A 14,667-nucleotide genomic window follows, 5' to 3' on the forward strand; every position below is an offset into this window, starting at 1 on the left:
GTGAAGCTAACTTAACTGCAATTTTTCGGATTAATGAGTTTAATGTAGGCAGTTCCGCCAATTAGAGTATTTTGGGCATTGTACCGGCAACAACCCATGGTCAATTGGTTATAGTCCATGGCAATGGTACCCCCACCGGACTTTTACCATACCAACAATCCTGAATTAATAATGGCGATCACGCTCCAGGTCAAAAATTGCCTTTTCCCAATACCAGTTTTCCGGGCGATCGGGATGTTTGGCCCGTAGGTTGCTCACCAACCTTTCCGCCACCTGGGCATTACCGGCAATGCGAATTAGATCCCGCCGCAACTTACCGGGCACCCTGACTGATGTTGGGCGGGAAGCTTGGATGGCTTGCTTGAAACCAGATGAATTACGGCGGCCCCTACCCCGGGCAATTTTCCGACCGGATCGGCGCCTAGCCCACCAGATCAAGGCCCACAACAGGGCGATCGCCAAAATTAGGGGCAACATTACCTTGCTCTCCCAGGATTAGTCCCTTCTGTTCTGTCTGAGCCTAACATTATCTTCCCATTGCTTTTTCATCACAGACTTGCCATGGGCGCAATACTCTGTTACATTTATTTACATAGACAACCCTCCCAGCTCGTAACTACATTCTTAACCATGAACAACGAAAACACTAAATTTGGATTCACCGCCTTCGCCGAAAACTGGAATGGTCGCTTGGCCATGATCGGTTTCTCCTCTGCCCTGATCCTCGAGCTCGTCTCTGGGCAAGGTGTACTTCACTTCTTCGGCATTCTGTAATTTTTCGATTTACCCTAACTTTTTTAGGTTTTCTCGCCTAGGGCATCTGTAGTAAAGTGCCCCGGCAACCTCCGTTAATCTCAAGACTTGATTGGGCTACTGTTTTAGCAGTAGTCTTTTTTTTCTTTTTGTAGCTGAAGTGAGCCTTTCTGCGGTGAGTATTCCCGAAAACCCCCTGTTATCCAACCTACCTTCCCCCTGTTTTGTGTTGGCAGAGGAATTGTTACAACAAAATTTGGCGATTTTCGAGCGGTTGCAGCAATCCGCCCCCATCGAGGTAATGTTAGCCCTGAAGGGTTTTGCCCTCTTTCCCTGTTTTCCTTGGTTGCGTTCGGGGTTGGGGGGGGCTTCGGCTAGTTCCCTCTGGGAGGCACGGCTGGCGGCGGAGGAATTTGGCAAAGAAGTGCATGTTTATGCGCCCACCTACCGCCCCGATGATCTGCCGGCCATTATCCCTTTGGCGAGCCACATCACCTTCAATTCCCTAGGACAATGGCACCGTTATGGGGAATTGTTGCGCAATACAACGGTAAAGGCAGGGTTACGCATTAATCCAGAATATTCCCCCGTGCAGACCGATCTTTATAATCCCTGTGTGCCCGGTTCCCGCCTGGGAGTACAAGCGGCAATGTTGGAGGGTAATTTGCCGCTAGGTATTACGGGCTTCCTCTCCCACAACCTTTGTGAAAGTGATCATTTGGCGTTGGCAAAAACCCTGGGGCAAATTGAAAAGTTATTTGGTCAGTATTTACCCCAAATTGAATGGTTAAACCTGGGTGGGGGTCATTTGCTGACGAGCCAGGGCTACGACGTGGACTACGCCATTGCAGTAATTCGGGAATTTCACCAACGCCATCCCCATCTGCGGTTGCTTATGGAGCCGGGATCGGCGATCGCCTGGCGGACAGGATTTTTAATTAGTACGGTGGAGGATCTGATCGAAACACCGGAATTTACCCATGCCATGCTGGATGTTTCCTTCACTGCCCATATGCCTGATTGTTTAGAAATGCCCTATCGGCCGGAGGTGCGGGGGGCCAGGGTACCGACAACCGGAGATCGAGTTTATCGCTTGGGGGGTTCTAGTTGCCTAGCGGGAGACTTTCTGGGGGACTACGCCTTTGACCAACCCCTACAAGTTGGCGATCGCCTGATTTTTGAAGATATGATGCACTACACCATGGTTAAAACCACCACTTTTAATGGGGTCCACCATCCCGCCATCGGTTGTCTGCGGCGATCGGGGGAATTTGAACTGTGGCGTACCTTTGGCTATGAAGATTATCGTAACCGCTTAGGTTAGACAATCATTGCTATTCGGAAAAAACGCCGAGGTAAAGGTATTTTTTCACAGTACTTGCCACTATGTCGCTTGGGGTGTAGACTTGGTACCTAATTTCAGTTTCGTATCCGAAATCATGGCCACCCAGTATTTTTCTGTAAAAGAGACCTCTGAAATCTTAAACTGCTCTGAGCAATATGTTCGTCAGCTACTCCGGTATGGCGAAATCAGCGGCGAGAGGATCAGCAGTCGGTGGATTGTAGCATCAGAGTCTGTTCAGAACTATAGTCTTAAGAAAGAAGATACAAGCTTAAAGATTCACGACCATGGTAGGCGTGCATTTAGCAAACCTGGCTTAAAAGCTTTGAGTTTTTTCTCTGGTTGTATGGGTTTGGACTTGGGATTAGAAAAGGAAGGTATACAGGTTTTACTTGCCTCTGAAATCGATGCAGCCGCCCGGAAAACCATTGAAATCAATCGACCAGATATAGCGCTAATTGGGGATATTCGGGATTACTCAGCCGCAGAAATTCGAGAGAAAGCAGGACTGAGTATAACTGATGAGATTGATGTAATAGTTGGCGGTCCACCATGCCAAGCCTTTAGCAGCGCGGGAAAGCGTCAAGGATTCAATGATGAGCGAGGCAACGTCTTTTTAACGTTCATCAATTTAATCATTGAACTTAAGCCCAGATTTGCAGTAATTGAAAATGTTCGAGGATTATTATCCGCCCCATTAAAACATAGACCTCATGAAATGAGAGGGAAAAATTTTCCACCATTATCTCAAGATGAACAAAGGGGGGGCGCATTACTTTTCATTACCCAAAGGCTAAAAGAAGCAGGGTATAGTGTCTCTTTTAACCTGTACAATGCTGCTAACTTTGGATCTCCGCAACGACGAGAGAGAGTTGTTATTGCTTGTAGTCGTGATGGAAAAAAACTGCCTTATCTCACACCCACCAATTCAGAGCAAGGTCTATATGGACTCCCAATATGGAAAAAATTGCGAGAGGCTTTAAAAGATCTTCCTAAAGATGGACATCATTTTGTTAAGTTTCCTGAAAAACGACTCAAGTATTACAGATTGCTGAAGGCCGGGCAATATTGGCGAGATTTACCGGAAGAGTTGCATCAAGAGGCATTAGGTAATTCTTATCATGCAGGAGGAGGAAAAACCGGTTTTTACCGTAGACTGGCTTGGGATAAACCCGCTCCGACATTAGTAACTCACCCAGCTATGCCTGCAACTGATTTAGCTCATCCGGAAGAGGACAGACCTCTAAGTATTGAAGAATATAAAAGAATTCAAGAATTTCCGGACGATTGGATGATTGCAGGTACCTTGCTTGATCAATATCGACAAGTTGGTAATGCTGTACCGTCCTCTCTGGGCAGGGCGATCGCCAGAATGTTGCTATCCTACTTGAGAGGTGAGTCCCCGGTTGCCTACCCAGATTTTCCGTATTCCCGTTACAACAAAACGGATGATGTTAGTTGGATGAAAGATATGGGCTATCTTGAAAATGCCTCAACAAAGCAACTATCTCTTAACTTAGTTTAATGAATCCGACAAATCCTTCCAAGGATTGTTCACCTCAATGGCTAATGCACCTGGATTACCGATTAGAACCTTTTGAACAAAGGTAACGAAGTTTTCTTCTGAAAAGCGATCCGTATTGTACTTGTCATTAAAATAAGACCATCGATGGGAACCTGTTTTAGAATCAACTCGATGCCATTTTTCGATAGGCTGATTAATTCTGACGCTTGAGGATGGGGCATTTTCCGTATTGCTGCGGTTCTTGACCTGCAAGAGAGAACCATCAACATTGCAAAAATCTACGTGCCGAATAGTTTCTCCCCAACAACAATGCCAACCATAATTAGAAAGTTGCTCAGCTAAAAATTCTTCCAGAAGTAATCCAAGAATGTTTTCAGCAGACATTGATAGCCGATGGGCATATTTGATTTGCTCAAGATGCTCTGTTGTCAGCCTTGTTAATTGAGTATTGATAATCGTATCGATGATCGGATCGGCAACTGTTCCCGGAGGATTGGAAACACGTTGAGATATTCTGTTGTTAAAACCGTCATTGTATTTTTTAAGCCAAACTTTTACTAGAGATTCTTGATCATGACCTTTTACCTTTTTTGAACTTGGAGAAAGTCCCGGGTTTCTGTAGCAGGCTGTGAGAATCGTTCTGTGTGCTTCAAGAAATGATTGATTTTGCTGAGAAAACACATCTTCAAAAACTTTTAAAAAGTCTTTTTCAGAACTTGATGTGGTAATAATGGTGTCGAAATTAACAGGCATTTAACTTTTCTCCTCTTTAGAATTAACCGCTCCGGGTTTACCCCAAATAACCGTTTCCTGTTGATAAATCACCATGCCTGGCTTACTGCCCTTGGGTTTGAAAACATATTTGGGTTGGGTATAGACCACGGGCACCTGTTCTTCCCCCCGGCCGCGGCTGTAATAGGCCGCCCAGTCCGCCGCTAATTGTAAATCTTGCTCGTCGGCGATCGCCCCTGGGGGTAATCGGAGTAACACATGGCTGCCGGCGATTTCCTGGGCATGGAACCAAAGGTCATACTCAGTAGCAACCCGAAAACTGAGGTAATCATTTTGGCGATTGTTGCGGCCAATCCAGAGGGGAAAACCAGAAGGGGTCAGGCCTTGGTGGGGCTCAAAGGTTTCCGCTTCCTTACGTCGGGGACGGCCATGGCTAAGGGTTAAATAGCCCTGCTCCACCAGTTCATCGCGAATTTCTGTTAACGTTTGCCAATCGGCCGGAGCATCAAATTCCGTCAACGCCTGCACACTGGTTTCCACCTGGGTGAGATAGGCCAATTCCTGATTAACTTCAGCCAGCAATGGAAGAATGGCCGCCTCTGCCCGGTTTAATTTTTGTTGTTGCTTATAAAGTCGTTGGGCATTTTGGATCAGGGTTTTATCCGGTTGTAGGGGAATGGTAACGGGAGCTTGGTCGTCAAAATCCGGCAGAGTAATGGCACTTAAACCCGGTTGCCCCTGGTGGAGATAGGCCATCAACAGATCAGCCTGCCGTTGATATTGCTGGGCATTGGCCGCCGCTGCTAACCTTTGTTGAAACGTCTGGGCCTTCTGTTGCAATTTACCAATCAAAGTTGCCAACTTTTGTTGAATTTGGTGCTGTAATTGCTGGAAATTTTCCCGTCCTAACTCCCTCCGGTAATATTCACTTACCATCTCATTAATGGCAAGCAAAGGGCGATCGCCTTTTTCCTGAGCTGGTTTAACTCCATGAACATCGCTACTTGCCGCCAAAACTGTGTAGCCCCGGGGCAACCTTTTGCCCACAAAATCTGCTTTTTCTAGTCGTTGTAACCAAATTTGCCAGGCAGAGAAAAGATTTTCCCATTGGTTGGGGGTTAAAGCTTGATTATTAATTTGGTCATCAATACCGGCCCAGGCAAGTAAACTTTTCACCACCATGGGACTGACCCCCCGGTAACTTTTGAGTAACTGCTTGCTCAATAAACCTGGAATTAATTGCACCCTTTCGCGCCAGTCGTCCAAACTTTCTGTTAACAAGGGAGGCGTAGCCAACAGGGGCGGTGGTGGTTGGTAGGGTTGCCCCGTTTGCACTGTCCTCACCCTGGATTGTTGGGCACTTACCTGGTGGGCGACGGTGATAATTTGCCGTTGGGCATCGGTCAAAATCAGGTTACTATACTTGCCCATGACCTCCAAAAAAAGATGGTACAGAGGTTCGTCTCCCGGCCGTTTGGCGATCGCCAAGTCAATGACCCGTTCCCAGGGCTGCAGAGGTGCTAGGGAAGTTAGGGCTAGTCCCTTCAACTGGTGACGCAGTTGGTCGCTCAAGGTAAACGTATCCGGTTCCTGGGGTGGGGGAACGTCTAAACAAAGCCTTGCTCCCTGGGGATGCCACGCTAGGGTTAACCAACCCCGTTTTTCTAAAGTTCGTAAAGCGAGGGATAAACCATGGCGATCGTGCTGGTAAACCTGTTCGATGCGAGCCGGTAACCAGTCATCTTGTAATTCAGCACAAATGGCCATTAGGGTGGTGTAATCAACAGCCTGCATAATGATTTCCTGCCCTGGTATCGAAAATTTGAACTGTTACAAACTATCCATGGGGTGGGAAAAGGTTTAATATCTAACCTCCGCCCCAACTGCCTAATCTCCCGTTTCTAGGGTGGCGCGGTAGTCTCCAGCGGCCATTAATCCTTCCTTGGCATCCTCCACGTCATCCAAGCGCACCTTAATCAACCAACCCTCTTCGCCGTAGGGATCCTGGTTCAGTAATTCCGGTTGTTGTTCGAGGACAGTATTTTTTTCGATTACAGTGCCCGTAACTGGGGAATAGAGATCCGATGCAGCCTTGACCGATTCCACCGCCCCCATGGATTGCTCAAATTCTACCTTATCCCCTTCTTCCGGCAATTCCACAAAGACAATATCGCCCAACTCATCCACGGCAAAGGCACTCAGGCCAACGGTGGCCGTTTCCCCATCAAAGCGGACATATTCGTGGGAATCCAAATAATAGAGATCGTCGGGATGTTCCAGTTCCATGGCAAAACCGCTAAAGGCAACAGCGTTGTTAGTTTACCAAAAATATGGCGAAGACAGAGGTTATCCCTGGGGCTAGGGGAGACTAAAAATCCCTTAACTATTGGCGGGGTAAATGCAATTTCGGATCCTGGGCCGCCCAACCAACGGGGGATTGGACCCTTACCTCGAAATGGAGATGGGATGGGGCAATATCTGGCCGGCCAGTGCTGCCGACGTAGCCAATGACCTTGCCAGCGGGGACTTTTTCCCCAGGGCCCACCGCAAAGCGACTGAGATGGGCATAGCGGGTTTGGCGGCCGTTGCCATGGTCAATGACCACTAGGAAACCATAGGCCCCTTCCTGGCTAACTAAAATTACCTCCCCAGCGGCGGCGGCCATAACGGGGGTATCCAGGGGAGCTAGCAAATCTACCCCACTGTGAAAAAAGGCATCTTCCCCGGCCCCTTGGTTTTGCCAGCCGTAATCTAGGCCAATCTGGGCGGGGGACTGGATGGGCCATTGGGCCAAACCTGTGTAATTATCCACCGCAGGGCTGGGCCGATTGCCCCAACTGATGCCGGGAATAAATGCCCGACCGGGCTTTTCTGTGCAACCGTTGATTTCAAATAAAATATCCGCCCGCAAGCCATAGGCCGCCGCCAGATCGCGCCAGGTGGCCCCCGCTGGCACGGTAACAAAACGACCGTTAAAAGGAGGAATTAAAATGGTTTGCCCTGGGGTGATAGAGCCGCTGGATAACTGACTGTTAACACTGATCAGGGTTTCCGCCACCAGTTGATATTTTTGAGCGATGCTATCGATGGTTTCCCCGGCTTTGACTACATGGGGAGTCATCCTCTTGGCGATCGGTTCGGGGCAAAGGTCAGTGAGGGGGGCAGTTTGGCCCTGGGTAAGGATGGGTGGAGTCGAAAATGACCCCAAGAGCAGAAAGGCCCCAACCATAGAGATTGTGGTCTTTGGCGATCGCCGTTGCCGTTTTGGTTGCACCTTCAAATTCAAAATATTGCTGACAAAATGTATGACTGACCAATTACTAATCAACGATAGCTAATATTCTGGGGGGCGTTGGTGAGGGGAAGCCAGAAATTTTTACGGCAAGGGAATGTACCCTGACAACGACCATCGGATGCCACTGAGGCTGATGGCCAGGGACGGGGACGGGTAAAAATCTGTTTTTTAATTGACACAACTACAGATCCGGTTGGCGATCGTGCCATGCTGTAGCCTGCTCATAGGCATAGCCCACCCGAAATAGCATTTCTTCCCCTAGGACATTGCCCACCAGTTGTAGGCCAATGGGTAAATTATTATCGTCAAAACCACAGGGCACACTCATGGCTGGTAACCCCGCCAAGTTCACCGGGATGGTCATCAAGTCGGAGAGATACATGCTGAGGGGGTCATCAGTTTTCTCTCCCGCTTTGAAGGCCGTGGTGGGGGCGGTGGGGCAAACCAACACGTCCACTTTGGTAAATGCCTGGTCAAAGTCCTGTTTAATTAGGGTTCTTACCTTTTGGGCCTTGAGGTAATAGGCGTCATAGTAACCAGCGGACAGGGCATAGGTACCGAGCATAATGCGCCGTTTAACTTCCGCCCCAAATCCCTTCGCCCTGGTGTGGGTGTACATATCCATTAAATTGTCCGCCTCCGTCCGGAGGCCATAGCGCACCGCATCGTAACGGGCTAGGTTAGCTGACGCTTCGGAAGGGGCGATCACATAGTAGGCCGCAATGCCGGAACGGAAACGGGGGCAGTTTATTTCTTCAATGCTGGCTCCCAATTCCTGCAGTTTGGCGATCGCCGCTTGCACTGCTTGGTTAACGCTGTCGTCCAGACCATCTCCAAAGGCATCCATAATTACCCCCACTTTCACTCCTTTGAGGTCGGGCTTAAGGGCTTGGGTGTAATCGGGAATGGGCACATCTAAACTGGTGGAATCCCTGCTGTCATGGCCGGCGATCGCCTGGAGCAGAATAGCCGCATCCTCCACCCGCCGGGCAAAGGGGCCAATTTGGTCCAAGGAAGAGGCATATGCCACCAAGCCAAAACGGGAGACTAAACCATAGGTCGGTTTCATGCCTACCACCCCACAGAGGGAGGCCGGTTGGCGAATGGATCCCCCCGTGTCGGAGCCCAAAGCAATCAAACATTCATCCGCTGCTACGGCCGCTGCCGATCCCCCGGAGGACCCCCCCGGCACCCTGGTCAAATCCCAAGGATTAGCGGTGACTTGATAGCCAGAATTTTCCGTGGAACTGCCCATGGCAAATTCGTCCAAATTGGTCTTCCCCACCATCACCGCCCCGGCCTTTTGCAACTTCTCCGTCACCGTGGACTCGTAGGGGGGCACAAAACCTTGCAAAATTTTGGAAGCACAGGTGGTGACAATGCCCTTGGTGCACAGATTATCCTTAATGCCAATGGGAATGCCCGCCAGTAGGCCAATGGGTTCCCCCGCCGCAATTTTGGCGTCTACTTGTTCCGCCTGGGCGATCGCCTGGGGTGCCGTCACCTGCAAAAAGCTTTTCAATCTGTCGTCCACCGCTTCAATCCGCGCCAAACTCGCCTGGGCAACGGCAACGGCGGAAATTTCTTGATCTATTAATTTTTGGTGCAGGGCACGAATAAGCGACATAGGGAAAGAGCCAGATTTACCTCCCCCAGTCTATCAGTAAGCCTGCCTAGCAAAAAAGGAAAGATGACTCAGACACCTTCCCTTCCACAACGAATGAAATCTTAAATTTAGATAATTCAGCAAAAGTTTAACGAGGGGTTCTCGGTCTTGCTTTATTAACTTTGAGATCCCGCCCCATCCATTCGGCTCCATCCAGAGCTTCAATGGCGGCCGCTTCTTCCGTTTCGGAAGACATTTCAACAAAACCGAAGCCCCGCATGCGACCAGTTTCCCGATCAGTGGGGAGTTGAACCCGCTTAACAGTGCCGTATTCGGAGAAGACAGTCAAAACGTCATCTTCGGTGGCTTGATAAGAAAGGTTCCCGACATAAATGGACATAAATTAGCTCCAAAACCAGAGAAAAGAAAGAGAGTGGGTTTCGGAGAGAAGCCTGCTAAGCGTAACCATAAACAATGCACTAACACTCATAACAAGTGCGTCTACCGATCCTTAATCTCACTGGCTGATCATAGCACCAACCGCCAGAATTTGATGGCTAATTTGTCTAGATGTCTTCACAAGGGAGAATTTTCACCAAAACCCTCCCCAGCCCTCGGTCAACTGACCCTAGGATTTGCCCAAAAGGGGCTTCCATTTGTCCGGTTCAAAGGCTTCTCCTTTGAGCATACGATTCCAATACAACCAGGGCAAAACATGACGTTTTACTAGCCACATGCTCCAACGCTCCTGGGTGGGGTCAAAGGGAAAGCTGGATTTGGGCTGGCCGTCGTAGTCAAATTCCGCCATGATGGTTTTGCCGTAGCCAGTGACCAAGGGACAACAGGTGTAACCGCCATATTGTTCCGTGGGTTGTTTGCTGTTTAACAAGCCCAAAAGGTTGGTGGCCACCACGGGGGCCTGTTTCCGTACCGCCGCCGCTGTGCGGGATGTGGGCAGGGAAGAGGCATCCCCCAAACTAAATACATTGCTGTAGCGATTATGTTGCAGGGTGAATTTATCGACATCAACCCAACCACCGGTTGCCGCTGCCAGGGGACTGTTTTTAATAAAATCCGGGGCGGCCATGGGGGGCGCCACATGGATGATGTCGTAGGGCAGGGTGACTTCCGTTTCCCCATTGACAGTAAAGGTAGCTTCTTTGGTATCGGGATTAATGGCTTTGAGGTTATGGTGGTAGCGCACATCAATATCCTTGCTGGCTGCTACTTTTTCTAGGGACTCGCAGTAACCAGGGATGCCAAAGATTTTTCCCACCGCCACCCCATAGGTAATGGTGGTTTTATCTCGCACACCATTTTTACGGAAGGTTTCGTCCGCTAGATACATAATTTTTTGCGGTGCGCCGGCACATTTAATCGGTGTGGCCGGAAAGGTAAAGAGGGCATTGCCTCCTTTGAAATTTTGCAACAGCTCCCAGGTGTAGGGGGCATAGCGGCGATCGTAGTTGCTGGTGACGCCATTTTTACCGAGGGATTCCTGGAGCCCCGGAATTAGGTGCCAATTGATTTGAATGCCGGGACAAACCACCAGATATTCGTAGCTGAGACAACGGCCATCTTGGAGGGTGAGGGAATTATTGTCCGGGTCGAAACTGGCGACGCTGGCTTTGATCCACTTGGCGCCGCTGGGAATGCAATCCTGCTCTGCTTTGATGGTGTCTTCCATGGCGAAGGCTCCCCCCCCCACTAAAGTCCAGGCTGGCTGGTAGTAGTGCTTATCGCAGGGTTCGACGATCGCCAGGTCGAGTTTGGGTTGCTGTTTTAATAACTGGGCGGCAACGGTGATACCTGCGGCTCCCCCTCCAACAACGATAATTTGATGGTTCAATGCAGTCATGGTGTTTGGCTAAAATCCGATAATCTCTTTTGCTTCAGACTGTTGTCGTACAGTTTGATCTTTATTTTGCCCTAGGGCCCGGCTCCCGGAAAAAATTTAATCCTTTTTCTGGCGATTGCCCTTGGTCTGGCCCGCTCCTAGGAGTGACCCTTGATCCAGCAACCATCGATGTTTTTGGTATTTTTTCCCCATGGACAATTCCCTGATTAGTGAAGTGTGGCGGCAAAGTTTGGCCTTCCCCTGGCTTACCGGTATTGTGCTCAATAGTTTGCTGTTGGCCTTTGCGGCGATCGCCCCAAAGAAGCTTTTAACCACTGCGGGTTACGGCCATGCCTGGGTGCTGGGGGTAATCATTTGGGCCGCCCTGGGCTGGCAAGGGTACCTGGTAGTTTTAGCCTATTTTTTGGTGGGTTCCGCGGTCACCCGCATTGGCCAAGCGGAAAAGGAAGCCGCTGGCATTGCTGAAAAAAGATCCGGCCAACGAGGCCCGGAAAATGTCTGGGGTTCTGCCTTGACTGCTGCTTTCTGTGCCCTGGCGATCGCCTTTGGTCCGCAGGAGTGGCAACCCTGGTTAGCGTTGGGTTACGTCGCTAGTTTTAGCACCAAGTTATCGGACACCACCGCCAGCGAAGTGGGCAAAGCCTACGGTAAAAGCACTTTTTTAATTACCACCCTGCAACCAGTGCCGAGGGGAACAGAGGGAGCAGTGAGTGTGGAAGGCACCGTGGCGGGATTTGTGGCCGGGTTAGCTCTGGCATTTTTAGGGTACGGCTTGGGATTGATCACCCTAGGGGGCGTTATGTTCTCCACCCTGGCCGCCTTTGGGGCCACCAACCTAGAGAGTGTGATTGGGGCAACCTTGCAAAACAAATGGCCCTGGCTCACCAATGAAGTAGTTAACGGCATTAACACTTTCCTAGGCGCGGCGATCGCCATCGGCATGGCAGCTACGGCCCAGTTGATTTAAAAGCAAACTAGTATGATTCAGTTTCTCCACGGCCAAGTTATTACAGTCACAAAAAATATTCAGAACCGTTGGTTTTTAATTTTGTCCGTTAATGGGGTGGGTTATGAGTTGCAGGTGCCCCATTCTTTAGCCCAACAATGGACTCCGCCGCCCCCGGAACCCCAACAGGTTTTTACCCACCTCTTGGTACGTCAAGACCAGATGGCCCTATTTGGTTTTGGCCGCCTGGCGGAAAGGGATTTATTTGGTCAATTGATGGGGGTAACCGGCATCGGGGCCCAGTTGGCGATCGCCTTAATTGAAACGCTGGGTTTTGAAGGTTTGGTGCAGGCAGTGGTGACGGGCAATATCAAACAATTATGTCAAACGCCGGGGGTAGGGAAAAAGGGAGCGGAACGGTTAGCCCTGGAGCTGAAAAGTAAGTTATCCCAATGGCACAAGCTACAAATGGGGGCTGGGGAAATTGACTCTGCCCTGCCCCAGACTGCCCTACTGGAAGACCTAGAAATGACCCTATTGGCCTTGGGTTACAGTCAGACGGAAATCCAGCAGGCGATCGCCATGGTCAGCCAATTTCCAGAGGTGGCCCAGAGCGACGATCCTGAAATTTGGATCCGCCAGGCGATCGGTTGGTTAAGTGATCATTGAGGGGGGAATTGCTGACTTTCTAAAGTCGTAATTAAACGATTAATGGAATCGGTTAAATTAGTTTGGGCTTCTAGCATCGGATCTGGCTTCACTTCCGCCACAATTTCTTCCTCCACTGCTTTTTTACGTTGCATTTTTTCGATGGCTTTAATGATGAGGAAAATCACAAAAGCAATAATAATAAAATTCACCACTGCAATCACTAATTCCCCTAAACCTAAGGGTAAATCCTGTAATTGACTGACACCGGCTTGATCCAGCACTGGTTGGAGCAAAATTGCCATTAACCAAGCTACAAATGCATTAACAATGTTGGTAAAAGCACCACCAATTACTACGGCTACGGCCAGATCTACCACGTTACCCCGCAGGATAAAATCCTTAAAGTCCCGCCAGAATCCACCGGCCCCTTGTCGTCCACTTTTAGCCATGGGTTTAACTCCTCTTTTGTACTAAAATATTGTTAATTATTCAGTGGTATCATAGCAGTTTTCAGCGCTACCATTAAATCGGTTGGGCAGACGCTCAGCACTTAATTACCGAGACCATATTTGTCGATGAAACCAACTGGTTGGAACCAATTTTTACTAGACATTACCCACGACTACAATCTACGGGGCAAGCTTAAGGAGGTATTTTTAGCTCGCTTTGCCTACGAACATTGGCGCAAGTCCGACCTGGAGGTGTGGGAGATTGCTGAGGCCGCTAGCCATGAAACTTATAAAAAACAAATGACCCAAATTTACGGGGTTTTTGCCAATGATAAGCCAGGGGGTTGCCCAGAATTGGATGCCAGCAGTCGCGGACCAGGCAAGTTCCAACTGTTGCGGGATTGGTTTAAGGAGGTCAAATATCCCCAATGGCAGAGTGAGCAATTGGCTGGCGGCATTAATGGCCTTACCCCAGCATTAACCGTTGGCCGGGGCAGTCCCCTGGGAGATAACGTCATCTATGTTCTACGGCTGCCCACGGAGCAACAATGTCTTGAGGAACTGACCAGGGGGGGAGCCCTATTGCGCATTAAAGCTCCGGAAAAAATGGGCAAGACATCTCTATTGCAATTTTTGCTAGCGGAAGTGGAGGCAACGGGAGATCGCCATATTTATCTCAACCTCCAAACGGCGGAAAGTGCCATGTTTAGTAACCTGGATAAATTTTTACGGTGGTTCTGTGCCAACCTCAGTCGGGAATTGGGCATTAAACCCAATTTAGATGACTATTGGGACGAAGAATTGTTTGGCAGTTTAGTTAGTTGTAAAACCTACGTACAAGATTATTTACTTGGTCAAACTGACCGGGCGTTGGTGTTGGCTATTGATAACCTAGACCGCTTATTTGAGTTTCCTGTCATTGCCCAGGACTTCCTGCCCATGTTGCGCTATTGGCATGAAGAAAGTAATAACTTGGCCCAATGGCAAAAACTCCGTTTAATCATTGCCAATTCCACCGAAGCCTATGTCAAGCTAGATGCCAATCAATCCCCCTTTAATGTGGGGCGTCAGTGGAAATTAACTGGCTTCACCAAGGAGCAAATTCTCCAACTGAAAAGCGCCTATGGTTTTGATGAAAATCAAATTGAAGAAGAAAATTTATTGAATTTAGGCGAACTGGTGGGGGGCCATCCCTATCTGATTCGTTTGGCGTTGGATGCGGTACAGAAGACCAGTGTAGATCTAACAACCATTTTGGCCAATGCGGTTACCCAGAGCGGTATTTATAGCAATCATCTCCGCCGTCTTTGGGGCTTACTGACGGGGACGCCGGATTTGGCCGCCAGCATGAAGCAGGTGGTTAACAGTGACAGTCCGGTGCAGTTGGACCCCCCCATTGCCTACCGCTTGGAAAGCATGGGGCTAGTGACCCTCAGTGGCGATCGGTGCAGTGCTAGCTGTCCTTTGTACCAGCGTTATTTCCATGAACAGTTGTAAGGCGGTTAGCTGG

General features: G+C 49.3%; 15 protein-coding genes. 6 read left to right on the forward strand and 9 right to left on the reverse strand.

The window, feature by feature from the left end:
* Nucleotides 1-165 precede the first annotated feature (165 nt).
* Nucleotides 166-477 carry a hypothetical protein gene (locus IQ217_RS04285; RefSeq protein ID WP_194019034.1) on the reverse strand — a complete coding sequence of 104 codons (312 nt, stop codon included), beginning with the start codon at nucleotides 475-477 and terminating at the stop codon, nucleotides 166-168.
* Nucleotides 478-630: 153 nt separating this feature from the next.
* Here IQ217_RS04285 and IQ217_RS04290 point away from each other — a divergent pair, with 153 nt between their 5' ends.
* The 3 genes from IQ217_RS04290 to IQ217_RS04300 all read left to right on the forward strand — a co-directional run bounded on the left by IQ217_RS04290 (nucleotide 631) and on the right by IQ217_RS04300 (nucleotide 3,620).
* Nucleotides 631-774, forward strand: a complete 144-nt coding sequence (locus IQ217_RS04290) for a chlorophyll A-B binding protein (protein ID WP_190598823.1) — start codon at nucleotides 631-633, stop codon at nucleotides 772-774.
* Nucleotides 775-913: 139 nt separating this feature from the next.
* Nucleotides 914-2,077, forward strand: coding sequence for a carboxyaminopropylagmatine decarboxylase (locus IQ217_RS04295; RefSeq protein WP_194019035.1), 1,164 nt, complete (start codon nucleotides 914-916; stop codon nucleotides 2,075-2,077).
* A gap of 115 nt (nucleotides 2,078-2,192) precedes the next feature.
* Complete coding sequence (locus IQ217_RS04300; RefSeq protein ID WP_194019036.1) at nucleotides 2,193-3,620, forward strand: DNA cytosine methyltransferase; 1,428 nt, start codon at nucleotides 2,193-2,195, stop codon at nucleotides 3,618-3,620.
* Here the strand turns inward: IQ217_RS04300 and IQ217_RS04305 are convergent.
* From IQ217_RS04305 to IQ217_RS04335, 7 genes are all read right to left on the reverse strand, one after another.
* Nucleotides 3,612-4,373, reverse strand: a complete 762-nt coding sequence (locus tag IQ217_RS04305; RefSeq protein ID WP_194019037.1) for a SinI family restriction endonuclease — start codon at nucleotides 4,371-4,373, stop codon at nucleotides 3,612-3,614. The two genes, IQ217_RS04300 and IQ217_RS04305, sit on opposite strands and share 9 nt — an antisense overlap.
* Nucleotides 4,374-6,146: an Rqc2 family fibronectin-binding protein gene (locus IQ217_RS04310; protein WP_194019038.1), complete on the reverse strand. Its 1,773-nt coding sequence runs from the start codon at nucleotides 6,144-6,146 to the stop codon at nucleotides 4,374-4,376.
* Nucleotides 6,147-6,239: 93 nt separating this feature from the next.
* Nucleotides 6,240-6,638 (reverse strand): glycine cleavage system protein GcvH, encoded by a 399-nt coding sequence (gene gcvH, locus IQ217_RS04315; RefSeq protein WP_194019039.1) that lies wholly within the window; start codon nucleotides 6,636-6,638, stop codon nucleotides 6,240-6,242.
* A 97-nt stretch (nucleotides 6,639-6,735) separates the two neighbouring features.
* On the reverse strand, nucleotides 6,736-7,680 hold the full coding sequence (locus IQ217_RS04320; protein ID WP_228025679.1) for a peptidoglycan DD-metalloendopeptidase family protein: 945 nt from the start codon (nucleotides 7,678-7,680) through the stop codon (nucleotides 6,736-6,738).
* 148 nt (nucleotides 7,681-7,828) lie between these two features.
* Nucleotides 7,829-9,274, reverse strand: a complete 1,446-nt coding sequence (gatA, locus tag IQ217_RS04325) for an Asp-tRNA(Asn)/Glu-tRNA(Gln) amidotransferase subunit GatA (protein WP_194019040.1) — start codon at nucleotides 9,272-9,274, stop codon at nucleotides 7,829-7,831.
* Between the two features lie 127 nt (nucleotides 9,275-9,401).
* Nucleotides 9,402-9,653 carry an RNA recognition motif domain-containing protein gene (locus IQ217_RS04330; RefSeq protein WP_028947815.1) on the reverse strand — a complete coding sequence of 84 codons (252 nt, stop codon included), beginning with the start codon at nucleotides 9,651-9,653 and terminating at the stop codon, nucleotides 9,402-9,404.
* A gap of 228 nt (nucleotides 9,654-9,881) precedes the next feature.
* Complete coding sequence (locus IQ217_RS04335) at nucleotides 9,882-11,111, reverse strand: NAD(P)/FAD-dependent oxidoreductase (RefSeq protein WP_194019041.1); 1,230 nt, start codon at nucleotides 11,109-11,111, stop codon at nucleotides 9,882-9,884.
* A 190-nt stretch (nucleotides 11,112-11,301) separates the two neighbouring features.
* Here IQ217_RS04335 and IQ217_RS04340 point away from each other — a divergent pair, with 190 nt between their 5' ends.
* Both IQ217_RS04340 and ruvA read left to right on the forward strand, forming a co-directional pair.
* Nucleotides 11,302-12,078 (forward strand): TIGR00297 family protein, encoded by a 777-nt coding sequence (locus tag IQ217_RS04340; RefSeq protein ID WP_194019042.1) that lies wholly within the window; start codon nucleotides 11,302-11,304, stop codon nucleotides 12,076-12,078.
* A 12-nt stretch (nucleotides 12,079-12,090) separates the two neighbouring features.
* Nucleotides 12,091-12,726 carry a Holliday junction branch migration protein RuvA gene (ruvA, locus tag IQ217_RS04345; protein WP_194019043.1) on the forward strand — a complete coding sequence of 212 codons (636 nt, stop codon included), beginning with the start codon at nucleotides 12,091-12,093 and terminating at the stop codon, nucleotides 12,724-12,726.
* Here ruvA and mscL read toward each other — a convergent pair.
* Complete coding sequence (gene mscL, locus IQ217_RS04350; RefSeq protein ID WP_194019044.1) at nucleotides 12,720-13,157, reverse strand: large conductance mechanosensitive channel protein MscL; 438 nt, start codon at nucleotides 13,155-13,157, stop codon at nucleotides 12,720-12,722. The two genes, ruvA and mscL, sit on opposite strands and share 7 nt — an antisense overlap.
* 126 nt (nucleotides 13,158-13,283) lie before the next feature.
* On the opposite strand from mscL, the gene IQ217_RS04355 reads away from it, so the two are divergent.
* Nucleotides 13,284-14,654 (forward strand): AAA-like domain-containing protein, encoded by a 1,371-nt coding sequence (locus IQ217_RS04355; RefSeq protein ID WP_194019045.1) that lies wholly within the window; start codon nucleotides 13,284-13,286, stop codon nucleotides 14,652-14,654.
* Nucleotides 14,655-14,667: the final 13 nt, after the last annotated feature.

It is taken from the genome of Synechocystis salina LEGE 00031 (genome assembly GCF_015207985.1).
GTDB classification, from domain to species: domain Bacteria; phylum Cyanobacteriota; class Cyanobacteriia; order Cyanobacteriales; family Microcystaceae; genus Synechocystis; species Synechocystis salina.

Bases quoted from the DNA above. Each gene is read 5' to 3' on its own strand.
- IQ217_RS04285 (WP_194019034.1), bottom strand. From the start codon at position 477: ATGTTGCCCCTAATTTTGGCGATCGCCCTGTTGTGGGCCTTGATCTGG.
- IQ217_RS04290 (WP_190598823.1), top strand. From the start codon at position 631: ATGAACAACGAAAACACTAAATTTGGATTCACCGCCTTCGCCGAAAAC.
- IQ217_RS04300 (WP_194019036.1), top strand. From the start codon at position 2,193: ATGGCCACCCAGTATTTTTCTGTAAAAGAGACCTCTGAAATCTTAAAC.
- IQ217_RS04305 (WP_194019037.1), bottom strand. From the start codon at position 4,373: ATGCCTGTTAATTTCGACACCATTATTACCACATCAAGTTCTGAAAAA.
- IQ217_RS04310 (WP_194019038.1), bottom strand. From the start codon at position 6,146: ATGCAGGCTGTTGATTACACCACCCTAATGGCCATTTGTGCTGAATTA.
- gcvH (WP_194019039.1), bottom strand. From the start codon at position 6,638: ATGGAACTGGAACATCCCGACGATCTCTATTATTTGGATTCCCACGAA.
- gatA (WP_194019040.1), bottom strand. From the start codon at position 9,274: ATGTCGCTTATTCGTGCCCTGCACCAAAAATTAATAGATCAAGAAATT.
- IQ217_RS04330 (WP_028947815.1), bottom strand. From the start codon at position 9,653: ATGTCCATTTATGTCGGGAACCTTTCTTATCAAGCCACCGAAGATGAC.
- IQ217_RS04335 (WP_194019041.1), bottom strand. From the start codon at position 11,111: ATGACTGCATTGAACCATCAAATTATCGTTGTTGGAGGGGGAGCCGCA.
- IQ217_RS04340 (WP_194019042.1), top strand. From the start codon at position 11,302: ATGGACAATTCCCTGATTAGTGAAGTGTGGCGGCAAAGTTTGGCCTTC.
- ruvA (WP_194019043.1), top strand. From the start codon at position 12,091: ATGATTCAGTTTCTCCACGGCCAAGTTATTACAGTCACAAAAAATATT.
- mscL (WP_194019044.1), bottom strand. From the start codon at position 13,157: ATGGCTAAAAGTGGACGACAAGGGGCCGGTGGATTCTGGCGGGACTTT.
- IQ217_RS04355 (WP_194019045.1), top strand. From the start codon at position 13,284: ATGAAACCAACTGGTTGGAACCAATTTTTACTAGACATTACCCACGAC.